The organism is Marinobacter salinexigens (assembly GCF_008370345.1).
Classification (GTDB): Bacteria; Pseudomonadota; Gammaproteobacteria; order Pseudomonadales; family Oleiphilaceae; genus Marinobacter; species Marinobacter salinexigens.
The window spans coordinates 20,100-33,752 of sequence record NZ_VTUU01000012.1 but is presented as its reverse complement, the minus strand read 5'-3'; the positions used below and the strand labels follow the sequence as shown (position 1 = coordinate 33,752).

Genomic DNA, 13,653 nt, shown 5'->3' with positions numbered 1-13,653 from the left:
CTCAGATGGTCTTGCTTACCACATCGGATGGAACACTGATCAATCCGCTGGTATCACGAACCTGAATAGTGAAGTACCAGGTTCCATCGGAAAGGCCACCGATTTCATGGGACATTTCTGCTTCCGCCTGAGCATTGGTCACGACGACCTGGTTGCTCAGATTGCCGGAATCCTGACCAAAACGGATGACGTACTGGTCGAGCTCAGCCATTGGTATGCTCTCACCATTCACCCGTGTCAGGGGTGCACTCCAGCTGAGAACCGCAGCTCCATCTCCAAGTCCGACATTGCTGTCAGTCAGCGAGTTTTCGCTGCCTGAAGCTCCTGAAGAACCACCTCCACATCCTGAGAGAACAGTTCCTAAAACAAACGCGGCGATCCCTGCCCGTGACAAGTTGGTGACGCGTTTCATGTGATTTATTTACCAAATAACTGACGTTTTCAGGGAATACTACAAAGCGGGACTGATTATGGCTGCGACCGTTGCCACTGAACTAGTTACAAAATGGTCAATTTTTCGTCAGGAGAAGGTAATAAACTACGGGAAGTTACTGATGTCTGGGCAATTTTTTGCCCAAAATTCGAAGTGACTACAAAAGCGACTTATCAAAAAGTCTGAAAAAAAGGCCCGCAATGCCTACAACAGAGCAATCAAAAGACGTGGAAGTTAGGCGCCAGGAATAAAAAAAGGCAGATCAGCGGTAACTGATCTGCCTTTTTTAATTTGGTAGCGGGGGCTGGATTCGAACCAACGACCTTCGGGTTATGAGCCCGACGAGCTACCAGACTGCTCCACCCCGCATCAAAACTGTTTGTTTACCGGACTTGCCCCGATCAACGTGGCGCGTATATTACGGACCAAAGTGCACGCTGTCAATTTTTAATTTTCGAACAAGTCGGTTGGATAATGAAGTTCCTGCTGACCTTGCTCGACTGGCATCTGATAGAGGCCCCTTGTTTCAATAACGTCCCGGACCGGCCTGAACGATCGACGATGCTGCGGAGTTGCCCCCAGGCGCTGCAGGGCCTCCAGATGAACCGGCGTGGGATAACCTTTGTGCCGGGCCAAACCAAACCCGGGGTATCTGCTTTCCAGCTCCTCCATCTCCCGATCCCGGGTTACCTTCGCGAGGATTGACGCCGCACTTATCTCAGCAACACGACTATCGCCCTTCACAACCGGCTCAGAGGGCCAGCGCCACTTGGGACAGCGGTTACCATCCACCAATACGTACTCGGGCCTGACCACCAACCCTGCGACCGCCCGCTCCATCGCTACCATCGTTGCCTGGTAGATATTCAGCTCGTCAATCTCGGCGGCTTCACACCTGCCAATGCTCCAGGCTGTTGCCTTCTCAATAATCTCGTCATAGAGCGCAAGGCGCTTCTTTTCGGTCAGTTTCTTCGAGTCCGCCAGCCCCTGAATCGGCTTTTTCGCGTCGAGGATAACTGCTGCAGTAACCACCGCTCCGATCAGCGGGCCGCGCCCGACTTCGTCGACGCCTGCCAGGAGTTCTCCTTGATAACGGCACTCAAAGGGTGGCAATTCGAGCTTAGCCATGACCTTTCTCCCTCAACAGCCCGGAAATGGCCTCTGCTGCCCGTTCGTCCGCATTCCGCCTGAGATTGCCATGAAGATCTGAAAATGCCTGTAAGAGCCGTTCACGCTCGCTCTCGTCTTCCATGCGCTCGAGCACGGCAGCCCCAAGCGCCTCCGGCGAGGCATCATCTTGCAGCAGTTCCGGCACCAGAGCTTCCCTGGCAAGCAGATTGGGTAAGGCCACATGAGGCACTTTCACCAACCGGGACAGTAGCGCATAACTGATATTGCTCAGCCGATAACCCACCACCATGGGTTTCTTCAGCAACATCGCCTCAAGCGTCGCCGTACCGGATGCCAGCAACACCGCATCCGATGCTGCCATGACTTCGCGGGACTGGCCACGAACGATAGTGACAGGGAGCTTCACATCCAGGTTTTCAACCAGCGCCAGTACCTGTTTTTCTCGATCACGGTTTACACATGGGATAACCAACTGGATATCCGGGCGCCGTTCCTGAATCCACCGGCACGCCTCAAGAAACAGCGTGCCCAGGCGCTCTATCTCCCCACCCCGACTGCCCGGCAAAACTGCCAGCAAGGGGGCTTCCGGGTCCAGGCCAAGTAACTGGCGCGCCCGCCCTGTTTCAGGAACCATGGGAATACGATCGGCCAGCGGGTGGCCAACAAAAGCAACAGGTACCTGATGTTCCTCGTAAAAACGCGCTTCAAAAGGAAACAGGGTGAGCATCAGATCGACAGATTTGGCTATCTTGAAGATCCGCTTCTGCCGCCAGGCCCAAACCGACGGGCTGACATAGTGGACCGAGGGTATGCCGGCGTCCCGACACCTGCGCTCAATGGCCAGGGTGAAGTCTGGGGAGTCGATACCAATGACCACATCCGGGCGATTGGTAAAGAAATAATCCAGCACTCTCGCACGAATGCTGAATAGCTCGCGGATACGCCCAAGAACTTCAACAAGGCCCATGACGGAAAGACGTTCCATCGGGACAAGGGAGTGGAAACCCTCAGAAATCATTTCATCGCCGCCGATGCCAACAAAGCGGGCCTTGGGGTAGCGGCGGCGCAAAGAACGAATAAGCCCGGCACCAAGAATATCGCCCGATGCCTCACCAGCAATCATGGCGATGGTGAGCTTGCGTTCGCTGAGTACGGTAGGTTGGGTAGGTTCCGTCACCGGAAAGCTCCGGTGACTTATCGAATAATGCCGCGGTGTGCTCCGCGCAGTGAGTCAATCAGAGGACGTACCTCTGGAATATCAGAATATTCCTTCTCAAGTTCTTCAACGGCCTGCTCGGTAGTGAGCCCCTGCCGGTAAATCGTCTTATAGGCCCGACGCAGCATCAGCAACACTTCCTTGGAGAAGCCTCGACGCTTCAATCCCTCAACGTTCAGACCGTGAGGTTCCGCGGACTGGCCGCTGGCCATCACGTATGCTGGAATATCCTTCAATACAATACTGCCGCCCGCCGCCATGCAATGGGGGCCGATATTGCAGAATTGATGAACCATGGTGCCTCCGCCCAGTATGGCGAAATCCCCAACGGATACATGACCGGCCAATGTCGCACAGTTGGCCAGGATCGTGTTATCACCCACAATGCAGTCATGGGCAACATGAACGTAGGCCATCAGCAGATTGCCACTGCCGATGCGGGTTTCACCCCGATCCTGGATGGTACCCCGGTGCACTGTGCAGTTTTCGCGAATGACGTTATTGTCGCCAATCACCAGCGTGGTCGGTTCACCCGCGTATTTTTTGTCCTGGCATTCTTCCCCGATGCTGGAAAACTGGAAAATACGGTTGTTCCGGCCAATCACGGTGGGACCTTTGACCACAACGTGAGACAGTATCTCGGTACCTTCACCGATTTCCACGCCCGGACCAATATAGCTCCAGGGGCCGACGGTAACACCGTCCGCCAGCTTGGCTGATGGGTCTACAATCGCTTGAGGATGCACACCCGACCAGTCATTTGTTGCCATCAAACTTCTCTCTCAGCAGTCATGATTTCTGCCATACATACGACTTCACCGTCGACCAGAGCACGGCATTCAAATTTCCAGATACCGCGCTTGGCGGAAATGAATTCTGCCTCCATATCCAAACGGTCTCCCGGCAATACCGGGCGCTTGAATCGGGCTTTGCTGGACCCAGCGAGGTATTGTACCACGCCGTCTGCCGGTTTCCGGCCTACGGTCACAAACCCAAGAATACCCGCCAATTGTGCCATGGCTTCAATCAGGAGTACGCCCGGCATAATAGGATTATTGGGAAAATGGCCCTGAAAGAATGGCTCGTTGAAAGAGATATTCTTGTAACCCTTGATTGAGGTTCCCTTTTCAATCTCGGTTACCCGATCCACCAGCAAAAACGGGTACCGATGCGGAAGGTACTCAAGAATTTCATCAATCTTCATCATGTTGATCGGCCTCAGCCCTCTAATTTCTTTTCCAGTTCCTTGATTCGCCGCGCGAGCACGTCCAGCTGGCGGAATCGCACGGCATTCTTGCGCCATTGCCGGTTGGTATCCGCACTGGTGCCGGAAGAGTAAACTCCCGGTTCACGGATATCACCGGTAACCAGCGTCATGCCAGTCAGGTGAACCTGGTCTGCAATCTCAAGATGGCCCGCCACTCCGGAAGCTCCACCGAATACACAGTGGCGTCCAACACGGGTACTGCCGGCTATGCCGACCATCGCAGCCATGGCGCTGTGATCGCCAATCTGCACGTTGTGAGCAATCTGGATCAGATTATCCAGCTTCACTCCATTGCCAATGACGGTGTCGTCCAAGGCACCACGGTCGATAGTGGTATTCGCGCCTACTTCAACATCGTCGCCAAGCACAACACGCCCCAACTGGGCGATCCTGTGCCACACGCCTTTCTCATTCGCGAAGCCAAACCCATCCGAGCCAATCACCGCGCCGCTCAGAATATGGCACCGCTGCCCCACAACGACGTCATGGGCGAGAGTCACTCGCGGACGAATAACGGTTCCCGCGCCAACGCTGGTTCGTGCGCCAATGACCGCACCCGCACCAATCACAACCCGGTCACCGATATCCGCGCCGGATTCTATCACCACATTGGGACCGATGCTGGCACTATCCGACACAGTTGCACCGTCATCTACAACAGCACTGGGATGAACACCCGGCCTGGCGACAGGCTCTGGATTAAACCAGTGACTCAGATGAGCATAGCCCAGGTACGGGTTATCCAATAACAGGACATTGGTAGGGGCGTTGACAGCAGCTGATGGCGACACAATGACCGCCGCTGCCCGGGTATCGTCCAGGTATTTTGCGTAGGATGGATTGGCCAGAAAGCTGATCTGATCCGGGCACGCAGCCTGCAATGTGGCAAGACCGCGAACACGGATTTCGGGATCCCCCCGGAGTTCGGCTCCCAGTGCTTCGGCAATTTCAATCAGCCGATAGGACCTTTCTGTCATGACACTCTCCTGCACTGCATTCCGGGGCCGGGGAACCCCTGATTTGTTAGCGGTTAAGTTTTTCCAGCAGCTGTGGTGTAAGGTTCATTTCCGGCTTGACGTAAACAACAGCTTCGCTGGGAAGAATCAGGTCAAGATCGTTTTCTTCCATGAGTTCCTTGACCGCTGCATCCACTTCCGGGCGAGCGCCCTCAAGAAATTCCTGCTTACGCTGAGCGACCGTGGCATCCAGACGCTGCTTGAGGAAATTGAACTCTTTGACCTTCTCCTGGAACTCTCCAGCCAACTTGTTACGCTCACTTTCATTCATCATGGCGCCATCTTTCTCAAGCCTTTCCTGAAGCTTGCGCGCAGCTTCCTGCGCATCCCGGACCTTGGCTTCATCCCCGGCGAAATCCTTCTGAAGGGTTTCGCTGAAGCTCTTGGCGTCATCCGACGAGAACAAAGCCTGGCGCAGATCAACCACACCAATGCGAGTTTCGGCGGCCGCCGGGACAGCAAGCGCCATCATCACAGCTGCAACAATTACTGAAAAGCGGGACATGGGATTTCTCCTTTGTTTCATTCGTTCTTTTTTATAATCGTGTATCAGAATGTCTGGCCCAGAGAGAACTGGAATACCTGAGTATCATCACCAGACTTGTTATTAAGTGGTTTGGCCAGACTGAAAGCCAGCGGGCCTACAGCTGTTATCCACTGGAAGCCAATACCTGCGGACAAACGGACCTCGCCCAACTCCGGATCAAATCCACGCTCGGTATCAAATACCTGACCGCCATCCAGGAAGAAGGCCGTCCGCATTGAACGGGTATCACCTGCAAACGGCGTTGGGAAAATCAGCTCGAGACTTCCCTCGGTGAGAAGGTTACCACCAAAGGGATCAGGATCAGACAGGTCGTTGGCGTTGTTGGTCGCTCTCAGGCCCAGAGAGTTTGCCTCGTAGCCGCGAACAGATCCATAGCCACCGGCGTAGAAATGCTCGTAGAACGGCATTTGGGTGCGATCACCGTAGCCATCACCATAGCCGATATCCGTACGCGCCCTCACCACCCAACGTCCGGAGTCGGTAATCGGGTAATAGAAGTCTGTTTTATGGGTTACTTTATAGAAAGTGAGATCGCTGCCCGGAACCGCGACATCAAGCGACAGTGAGTGACTGTAACCATCAGTCGGCAGAACTCCCCGGTTCAGGGTGCTGCGTTTCCAACTACCGAACAGGAAGTAGTTGTCAAAGGAGTCGCCTTCTTCTTCGATGAAATCGGTAACTTCTACTGCGGTGTAGTAGCCTTCCTGAATTACCGACCGGGTATATCCCGCACCAAAATTCAACCGGGTTATATTGTCAATCGGATAGCCGAAGGTAAGCCTGCCACCATACTCATCAAGCAGGTAGGATGAGATATCTTCGTCCTCATAGTCCGTCTCCCTGGCAAACAGGCTAAAGCCCCGGCTGACGCCATCAACGGTGTAATAGGGATCCAGATAGGAAACGTTGGCGCTTTTGACGGAATCGCTGACATTAACCCCGAACGACACCCGCTTGCCGGAACCAAAGAAGTTGTTTTCCGACACGTTGGCGCCGAGGATGACACCTGAATCCTGGGAAAAACCCACAGAGGCAGACAGACTGCCGGTGGGCTGTTCCTCAACGGTGTAATTCACATCAACCAGATCATCAGTCCCGGGTACCGGGACAGTTTCAACGTTTACGTTCTTGAAGAAGCCAAGGCGCTCAAGGCGCGTCTTGGAGAACTCAATCCGGTCAGATGACGCGATTCCGCCTTCCATCTGAGTCATTTCCTGACGCAGAACATCATCGCGGGTAGAGACGTTGCCTTCAAAATTAATGCGGCGTACATAAGCCCGCTTACCCGGTTCAACGTAGAACGTCACGGCGGCGGTGTTATCTTCACCAGGCTGAGGTACCGCATTAACATTGGCAAATGCGTACCCTTCACGCCCCAGTCGGAATGCCAGCGCCTCCGAAATGGCGGTCATCTGCGCTCGGGAGAACACATCACCTTCCTTGACGGGAATGAACTTGCGCAGCTCTTCTTCTCCGACAATCAGGTCGCCCCGAAGATTAACCTCAGAAATGGTGTACTGAGGTCCTTCTTCAAGAGCAATCGCGATGAACACCTGTTGCTTGTCCGGCGAGATGGAAACCTGGCTGGACTCCACATTGAAATCCAGATATCCCCGGTCGAGATAGAAAGAACGCAGGGTTTCGAGATCGCCACTCAGACGCTCACGGGCATATTTATCCGAACTGGTTATAGAGTTCCACCAACTGGTAGTCTGCAGCTCGAACAGGTCCAGCAATTCTTCATCGCTGTACTCTTCGTTGCCGACAATATTGATGTGATGGATTGCGGCCACAGAGCCTTCATTGATATCCAGACGAATGGAGACCCGATTCCTCGGCAACTCCTCAGCGGTGGCCTTTACCCGGGCGTTGTAGCGCCCCTGGGCAATGTAGGAGCGCAGAATCTCCAGTTCCAGGCGTTCCAGAGTTGCACGCCGGAATACCTGACCTTCCTGAAGACCAGCTCCGGAGAGCGCATCCATCAGCATGTCGGTTTCGATGTTCTTGTTGCCTTCAATTTCGATGTCGCTGATCGATGGCCGCTCAAGAACAGACAGGATCAGTACACCATCATCCCTGCTCGCCTTGATATCGGTAAACAGCCCTGTACGAAACAGCGTCTTGATCGCATCCGCTAACTGCCCACCATCGACTTCCTCGCCGATATTGACCGGGAAGGCTGAAAATACGGTGCCTGCCGAGACCCTTTGCAGGCCTTCTACTTCGATATCCGCAACCGTGAATTCATCCGCAAGCGCTGGCTTCATACCGGTCAAGGCAACAGCGAGGCCAACGGCTACACTTAGGAGAGAACGTCTCATTAAAATATTTCGCCTGGTTAATGCGCGTAAGGAGCCCGCAATTCTCACAACCGCATCAGGTCGTTGTAAAGAGCAAACACCATTAATGTAAGGATCAATGCCATACCAATTCGTAATCCTAGCGCCTGAGCCGCTTCTGACAGTGGCTTCCGGCGAATGGCCTCAATGGTGTAATACACAATGTGACCACCATCCAGAACAGGCACAGGCAACAGATTAAGCACGCCAAGACTGACGCTGAGGTATGCGAGGAATCGGACAAAATCCTCAAAACCGGAGCTGACACTGGCTTCAGCGACCTTGGCAATAGTGATAGGGCCGCTAAGATTGCTGGGTGACAGCAATCCTGTCACCATTTTTTTGATTGCCACCAGGGTCAGCCGAGTGTCCGCCCAGGTTTCATTAATTGCCCGGGGAATCGCCGCAAACGGGCCATACCGGGCTTCCCGAAGCAGATCTTCAGGCCATGTAACGGGCTCTACACCCGCGCCCACGAACCCAATCACTTCACCATTATCCAGCGTCCGGGATTCAGGCGTTACAGAAACCGACTGCTCGGAACCGTTTCTGACTACGGTAAGAGTCATGGCCTGTTCTGGCGAATTTCGCACATGGTCGACCAGATCAAACCAGTCCTTAACCGGCTGACCGTCCAAAGTAATAACCTGATCACCAGCCAACAGCCCGGCAAGCTCTGCACGGCCACCTTCGGTAATCTGCCCCAGGATAGCAGGTATATCGGGCCGCCAGGGCGTGATACCAAATTCACCCAGAGGATCGGGGGTATCGTCACTGAGCATCCAACCACCCAGCTCACCCGCTATACCACCACGGACGCCATTGTCAGAAATTTCAAAGGTCACTGTGCCATGCTCTCCGGCACGTTCCAGCAACCGCATGTTCACATCCCGCCAGGAGCTGACCTGATGACCGTCAACCGCATGGATTTCCATGCCATGTTCCAGCCCCACCCGCTCGGCCACTGAATCCGGGGCCACCTCACCTACAACGGGCGCAACGTAAGAGACACCCACAACACTCAAGAGCCAGTAGGCAAAGATAGCAAACAGGAAATTGGCAATAGGGCCTGCCGCCGCAATGGCGATACGCTGGGAAGGAGGTTTTGAAGTAAAAGCCTGATGCCGGAGATCGTCAGGAACCGGCCCCTCACGCTCGTCAAGCATCTTGACGTAACCACCCAGAGGAATGGCAGCAACAGCGAACTCGGTACCGTGGCGGTCATACCAGGAAAACAACGGCTTCCCGAAGCCTACAGAAAACCGTAAAACCCTAACACCACACCGGCGGGCTACCCAGAAATGGCCATATTCGTGCAACGTCACGAGTATGCCCAGGGTTAATGCAAGCGCCAGTATGCTTTCAATAATCTGCATAGATTTTCCGATTGATGGCTGAAACCGGCCGGGGATCGGTCAGATATATCAGACAGGCAGCAGGTCGATCTGTTCCCGCGCGCACTCCCGGGCTTCGGCATCTTTGGCCAGAATGGTCTCGAAGCTGTCCGCTGGGGCGACGGTGATAGTCGCCAGCGTCCGCTCTATGATAACGGGGATATCCGTAAAACACAGGTTACCGTCGAGAAAAGCTGCTACTGCCACTTCATTGGCTGCATTCAACACCGCGGGAGCGGTACCCCCCCATTCAAATGCTTCTGCAGCCAGTCGCAGGCACGGAAATCGAACCAGGTCCGGCCGCTCAAAATTAAACTGCCCTATGGTGAACAAATCCAGAGACGGTACCCCGGCATCAATACGCTCGGGCCAGGCCAGGCCGTTGGCAATTGGCGTACGCATATCCGGGCTACCCATCTGGGCGAGAACCGAACCATCGGCATACTCGACCATGGAGTGAATAATGCTCTCCGGGTGCACATGGACTTCGATGTTGTCGGGCTTGCTGTTGAATAACCAGCACGCCTCGATCAGTTCAAGCCCCTTATTCATCAGGGTGGCCGAATCTACCGAAATCTTGCGCCCCATGGACCAGTTCGGATGGGCGCATGCCTCGTCTGGAGATACCGACCTCAATGCCTCAGCACTGTGGTTCCGAAAGGGGCCACCCGAAGCAGTTAGCAGGATGCGGGTAATTCCGGCCGCTTCAGGGTCCCGAATCTTGTCCGCTGGCATACACTGGAACATGGCATTGTGTTCGGAGTCGATCGGCAACAATTCCGCTCCGGACTCCGCTACCGCATCCATGAAGAGCTGCCCGGACATAACCAGAGCTTCCTTGTTCGCCAACAAAACCCGCTTCCCTGCCCGCACCGCTGCCAGGGTTGGTTGCAAACCGGCAGCTCCGACAATGGACGCCATGACCGTGTCGGCTTCAGGATCTGAAGCGACTTCACACAAGCCTTCAGTACCGGATAAAACACGGATATCCGGCAAATCTGCCAGCAGCTCCGCCAGAGCGCCACCGGCCCCAGGGTCCGCCATGACTGCCACCTTTGGATGAAATTCCCGGCACAAAGCCGCCAGTTCTTCAACACGGGTAGCAGCACTAAGTGCGTAAACAGAAAAGCGATTCGGGTGGCGACGGACAACGTCGAGAGTGCTTAATCCGATGGAGCCGGTAGCACCGAGAATCGTAAGGTGACGCTTAGACATGCTTACCACTGCCCGCTGGTCAGCCAGCCTAGCTGGGTAATAATGAGTGCGAACACGGGGATGGCGGCAGTCAGGCTGTCAATCCTATCCATAATGCCGCCGTGACCGGGCAACAATTGACTGCTGTCTTTAATGCCCCTAAAGCGCTTGAGCATGGACTCCAGCAGATCACCCAACACAGAAACCAACCCGGTGATCAGGCTGGCGACAACCAGCAGAAGCGTGTCCGAACCACTTGCAGAGGCGAGCATGCTGGCCACTGCGGCAAACACTCCCACCGCAGCCAGACCGCCCCAGACGCCCGCCCAGGACTTGCCCGGACTTACACGAGGCGCGAGCTTTGCCTTGCCGAACGCCCGCCCTGCGAAATACGCCCCGATGTCCGCCACCCAGACAACGCAGAAAACATAGAGGATCAGCAACAGGTTATTATCAATAGAACCAAAACTCAGGCCTCCGGTACGGAGGTGATTCAGCCCTATCCAGGCAGGCACCAACACAAACAGCCCCATGATCGCCCGAGCCGGCACACCGCCCCATTTCTCAGAGCCTTTCGGGTAACTCCGGACCAGCATGAAACAGAGAAACCACCATACAAGAGACAGCCAGAGAACCTCCACCGCAGGGACGTTGATCAACCCGTAGAGAACGGCAGCTACGAGAGCCCCATAGGCAACGCGTCCACCCTGCCCGGAGATTCCGGACATATTCGCCCATTCCCAGGCACCAATGGAAATGATGACACCGGTAAAAAGAGCAAAACCGAGTGGTGGCAGAAAAAAAATACCGCCGATCGCGATGGGGGCCAGGATGAGGGCGGTGATAATTCGAGTTTTTAGCACGGTGAATATCGCTTCTTATCGTTCTTGTAGTGACACTTTAGCCGCGATCTGGTCATCAGTCTGCCCAAAGCGACGCTGACGCCCGGAATATACCTGCAGTGCCTTATGCATTTCTTCTTCCTTGAAATCTGGCCAGAATACCGGCGAAAAATAGAATTCGGTATAAGCCAGATGCCAGAGCATGAAGTTGCTGATGCGCTGTTCACCGGCTGTCCGGATCATCAGATCAGGCATTGGCAAATCACCGATACACAGATGTTCCTGAATGAGATCATCGGTGATATCGGAGGGTTCCAGTTTGCCTTCCCGAACCTGTTCCGCCACTTTCCGGGTCGCCTGGGTAATATCCCAATGGCCACCGTAGTTCGCAGCGATAACGAGGGTCATGCGCGTATTGTCGCGCGTCAGCTCTTCAGCTTTTTCCATATGCTCCTGCAAGGCAGGACTGAAAGCAGAGCGATCACCGATAATTCTCAACCGGATACCATTGCGATGCAGCTTCCGGACTTCCCTCTCCAGCGCGAAAAGAAACAGGCGCATGAGCGCTGACACTTCATCTTTGGGGCGACGCCAGTTCTCGCTGGAGAAGGCGAACAGAGTCAATACCTCAACGCCTTCCCGGGCACAGGTTTCGACAACAGCCCGAACTGCTCCCACACCAGCCTTGTGACCAGCCACTCCCTTGAGCCGATGAGCCTTCGCCCAACGGTTATTACCGTCCATGATAATTGCCACATGCCGGGGACGACTCTCTGCCGCCACCGGAATATCTGCGGATACAGTTCCTGTCATGAAATCCCCTGCTCGGCCGGTACCGGTTCTGTACCGGCCGTCAATCTCACTGGCAAGACAACCCTGGCGATCAGACCGCCATCAGGTCCTCTTCCTTGGCTTTCAGCATCGTCTCGACTTCAGCAACGTAGCGGTCGGTCAGCTTCTGGATAGCATCCTCTCCTTTACGCTCGTCGTCTTCAGTGATTTCCTTTTCCTTCAACAGCTCCTTGATCATGCTGTTGGCATCACGACGGGCATTCCGGATTGAAACGCGACCATGTTCAGCGTCCGCTTTTGCCTGCTTGACCAGTTCCCGACGGGTTTCTTCGGTCAGCATCGGCATCGGGACACGAATCAAGTCACCATTGGTTGCCGGATTCAGGCCCAGGTCAGACATCATGATGGCCTTTTCGATGGTCGGAACCAGGTTCTTTTCCCACGGAGACACTGCCAGGGTACGGTTGTCTTCGACGGTCACGCTCGCAACCTGCTTGAGCGGCGTGTCCTGGCCGTAGTAGTTCACCATCACGCTGTCCAGAATGGACGGATGTGCACGACCGGTCCGGATTTTGTTGAACGCCGAGCCAAGAGCCTCAAGGCTCTTCTTCATTTTTTTCTCGGCTTCTGCTTTGATATCGTCAATCACGTCAGCTTCCTCAATTCGTTCGTCTGATTCTATCGGATTGGCCTGTTGGCCTAGCCCCATCACTCGATCAGGGTACCTTCCTTTTCGCCGGTAACAATGCGCGTCAGTACGCCAGCCTGATTCATATCGAATACCCGGAGGGGCATGCCGTGATCTCTGGCCAGGCAGATCGCAGTGAGATCCATAACACCCAGCTTCTTGTCCAGAACCTCATCATAGGTCAGGTGGTCATACTTTTCTGCGGTAGGATCAAGATTGGGATCTGCCGAGTAAACACCATCAACCTTAGTTGCCTTGAGCACTGCATCCGCTTCAATTTCAATGCCACGAAGACAGGCTGCAGAGTCTGTGGTAAAGAACGGGTTACCTGTACCAGCACTGAAGATGACCACATCACCTTCTTTCAGGTCCCGAACGGCGCGACGGCGATCGTAGTGCTCCACAATGCCACTCATGGGGATCGCGGACATAACGCGGGTGCGGATATTTGAACGCTCAAGGGCATCCCGCATGGCAAGACCATTCATTACCGTGGCCAGCATACCCATGTGGTCACCTGTGACACGATCCAGCCCCGCCTGACTGAGAGCAGCCCCCCGGAACAGATTACCACCACCGATGACAAGACCCACCTGAACACCAATGCCCACCAGAGCACCGATTTCCAGAGCCATGCGGTCCAGAACTTTGGGATCAATACCGAAATCAAGTTCCCCCATCAGGGCTTCGCCACTGAGCTTCAGGAGGACACGCTTGTATCTGGGCTGGTTTTTCGGACTTGTCGGTGTCGGCATGCTGATCCCCTTTTCGTCTTTTGGTATACGGCGTTCAAA

14 protein-coding genes and 1 tRNA gene are annotated in these 13,653 nt (G+C 54.6%); all 15 read right to left on the bottom strand.

What is annotated here, in order from left to right; translation table 11 throughout:
* Position 1: 1 nt before the first annotated feature.
* The gene (locus tag FWJ25_RS17250; protein WP_149601510.1) at positions 2-211 is read right to left on the bottom strand and encodes a fibronectin type III domain-containing protein; all 210 of its coding nucleotides are present in this window, start codon (positions 209-211) and stop codon (positions 2-4) included.
* Between the two features lie 514 nt (positions 212-725).
* Positions 726-802: transfer RNA gene (locus FWJ25_RS17245), tRNA-Met, on the bottom strand.
* 78 nt (positions 803-880) lie between these two features.
* The gene (gene rnhB / locus FWJ25_RS17240; protein WP_149601509.1) at positions 881-1,561 is read right to left on the bottom strand and encodes a ribonuclease HII; all 681 of its coding nucleotides are present in this window, start codon (positions 1,559-1,561) and stop codon (positions 881-883) included.
* Positions 1,554-2,741 (bottom strand): lipid-A-disaccharide synthase, encoded by a 1,188-nt coding sequence (gene lpxB / locus FWJ25_RS17235; protein ID WP_149601508.1) that lies wholly within the window; start codon positions 2,739-2,741, stop codon positions 1,554-1,556. The genes rnhB and lpxB overlap by 8 nt, the downstream gene beginning before the upstream one ends.
* A gap of 17 nt (positions 2,742-2,758) precedes the next feature.
* Positions 2,759-3,550, bottom strand: a complete 792-nt coding sequence (gene lpxA, locus FWJ25_RS17230; protein WP_149601507.1) for an acyl-ACP--UDP-N-acetylglucosamine O-acyltransferase — start codon at positions 3,548-3,550, stop codon at positions 2,759-2,761.
* Positions 3,550-3,987: a 3-hydroxyacyl-ACP dehydratase FabZ gene (gene fabZ, locus FWJ25_RS17225; protein WP_149601506.1), complete on the bottom strand. Its 438-nt coding sequence runs from the start codon at positions 3,985-3,987 to the stop codon at positions 3,550-3,552. The genes lpxA and fabZ overlap by 1 nt, the downstream gene beginning before the upstream one ends.
* Before the next feature lie 11 nt (positions 3,988-3,998).
* Positions 3,999-5,024 (bottom strand): UDP-3-O-(3-hydroxymyristoyl)glucosamine N-acyltransferase, encoded by a 1,026-nt coding sequence (lpxD, locus tag FWJ25_RS17220; protein WP_149601505.1) that lies wholly within the window; start codon positions 5,022-5,024, stop codon positions 3,999-4,001.
* 46 nt (positions 5,025-5,070) lie between these two features.
* Positions 5,071-5,568: an OmpH/Skp family outer membrane protein gene (locus FWJ25_RS17215; RefSeq protein WP_149601504.1), complete on the bottom strand. Its 498-nt coding sequence runs from the start codon at positions 5,566-5,568 to the stop codon at positions 5,071-5,073.
* A gap of 44 nt (positions 5,569-5,612) precedes the next feature.
* Positions 5,613-7,931 (bottom strand): outer membrane protein assembly factor BamA, encoded by a 2,319-nt coding sequence (bamA, locus tag FWJ25_RS17210; RefSeq protein ID WP_149601503.1) that lies wholly within the window; start codon positions 7,929-7,931, stop codon positions 5,613-5,615.
* Positions 7,932-7,975: 44 nt separating this feature from the next.
* Positions 7,976-9,325 carry an RIP metalloprotease RseP gene (gene rseP / locus FWJ25_RS17205; RefSeq protein WP_149601502.1) on the bottom strand — a complete coding sequence of 450 codons (1,350 nt, stop codon included), beginning with the start codon at positions 9,323-9,325 and terminating at the stop codon, positions 7,976-7,978.
* 48 nt (positions 9,326-9,373) lie between these two features.
* Positions 9,374-10,558 carry a 1-deoxy-D-xylulose-5-phosphate reductoisomerase gene (ispC, locus tag FWJ25_RS17200; protein ID WP_149601501.1) on the bottom strand — a complete coding sequence of 395 codons (1,185 nt, stop codon included), beginning with the start codon at positions 10,556-10,558 and terminating at the stop codon, positions 9,374-9,376.
* 2 nt (positions 10,559-10,560) lie between these two features.
* Positions 10,561-11,400: a phosphatidate cytidylyltransferase gene (locus FWJ25_RS17195; protein WP_149601500.1), complete on the bottom strand. Its 840-nt coding sequence runs from the start codon at positions 11,398-11,400 to the stop codon at positions 10,561-10,563.
* A 15-nt stretch (positions 11,401-11,415) separates the two neighbouring features.
* Entirely contained in the window at positions 11,416-12,192 is a 777-nt protein-coding gene (gene uppS, locus FWJ25_RS17190; RefSeq protein WP_149601499.1) for a polyprenyl diphosphate synthase, read from the bottom strand.
* A gap of 70 nt (positions 12,193-12,262) precedes the next feature.
* The gene (frr, locus tag FWJ25_RS17185) at positions 12,263-12,820 is read right to left on the bottom strand and encodes a ribosome recycling factor (RefSeq protein WP_149601498.1); all 558 of its coding nucleotides are present in this window, start codon (positions 12,818-12,820) and stop codon (positions 12,263-12,265) included.
* A gap of 59 nt (positions 12,821-12,879) precedes the next feature.
* Entirely contained in the window at positions 12,880-13,614 is a 735-nt protein-coding gene (gene pyrH / locus FWJ25_RS17180; RefSeq protein WP_149601497.1) for a UMP kinase, read from the bottom strand.
* Between the last annotated feature and the right edge of the window lie 39 nt (positions 13,615-13,653).

What these genes read in the sequence shown, in the direction of transcription:
- FWJ25_RS17250 (WP_149601510.1), bottom strand. Translation starts at nt 211, where the DNA reads ATGGCTGAGCTCGACCAGTACGTCATCCGTTTTGGTCAGGATTCCGGC.
- rnhB (WP_149601509.1), bottom strand. Translation starts at nt 1,561, where the DNA reads ATGGCTAAGCTCGAATTGCCACCCTTTGAGTGCCGTTATCAAGGAGAA.
- lpxA (WP_149601507.1), bottom strand. Translation starts at nt 3,550, where the DNA reads ATGGCAACAAATGACTGGTCGGGTGTGCATCCTCAAGCGATTGTAGAC.
- fabZ (WP_149601506.1), bottom strand. Translation starts at nt 3,987, where the DNA reads ATGATGAAGATTGATGAAATTCTTGAGTACCTTCCGCATCGGTACCCG.
- lpxD (WP_149601505.1), bottom strand. Translation starts at nt 5,024, where the DNA reads ATGACAGAAAGGTCCTATCGGCTGATTGAAATTGCCGAAGCACTGGGA.
- FWJ25_RS17215 (WP_149601504.1), bottom strand. Translation starts at nt 5,568, where the DNA reads ATGTCCCGCTTTTCAGTAATTGTTGCAGCTGTGATGATGGCGCTTGCT.
- bamA (WP_149601503.1), bottom strand. Translation starts at nt 7,931, where the DNA reads ATGAGACGTTCTCTCCTAAGTGTAGCCGTTGGCCTCGCTGTTGCCTTG.
- rseP (WP_149601502.1), bottom strand. Translation starts at nt 9,325, where the DNA reads ATGCAGATTATTGAAAGCATACTGGCGCTTGCATTAACCCTGGGCATA.
- ispC (WP_149601501.1), bottom strand. Translation starts at nt 10,558, where the DNA reads ATGTCTAAGCGTCACCTTACGATTCTCGGTGCTACCGGCTCCATCGGA.
- uppS (WP_149601499.1), bottom strand. Translation starts at nt 12,192, where the DNA reads ATGACAGGAACTGTATCCGCAGATATTCCGGTGGCGGCAGAGAGTCGT.
- pyrH (WP_149601497.1), bottom strand. Translation starts at nt 13,614, where the DNA reads ATGCCGACACCGACAAGTCCGAAAAACCAGCCCAGATACAAGCGTGTC.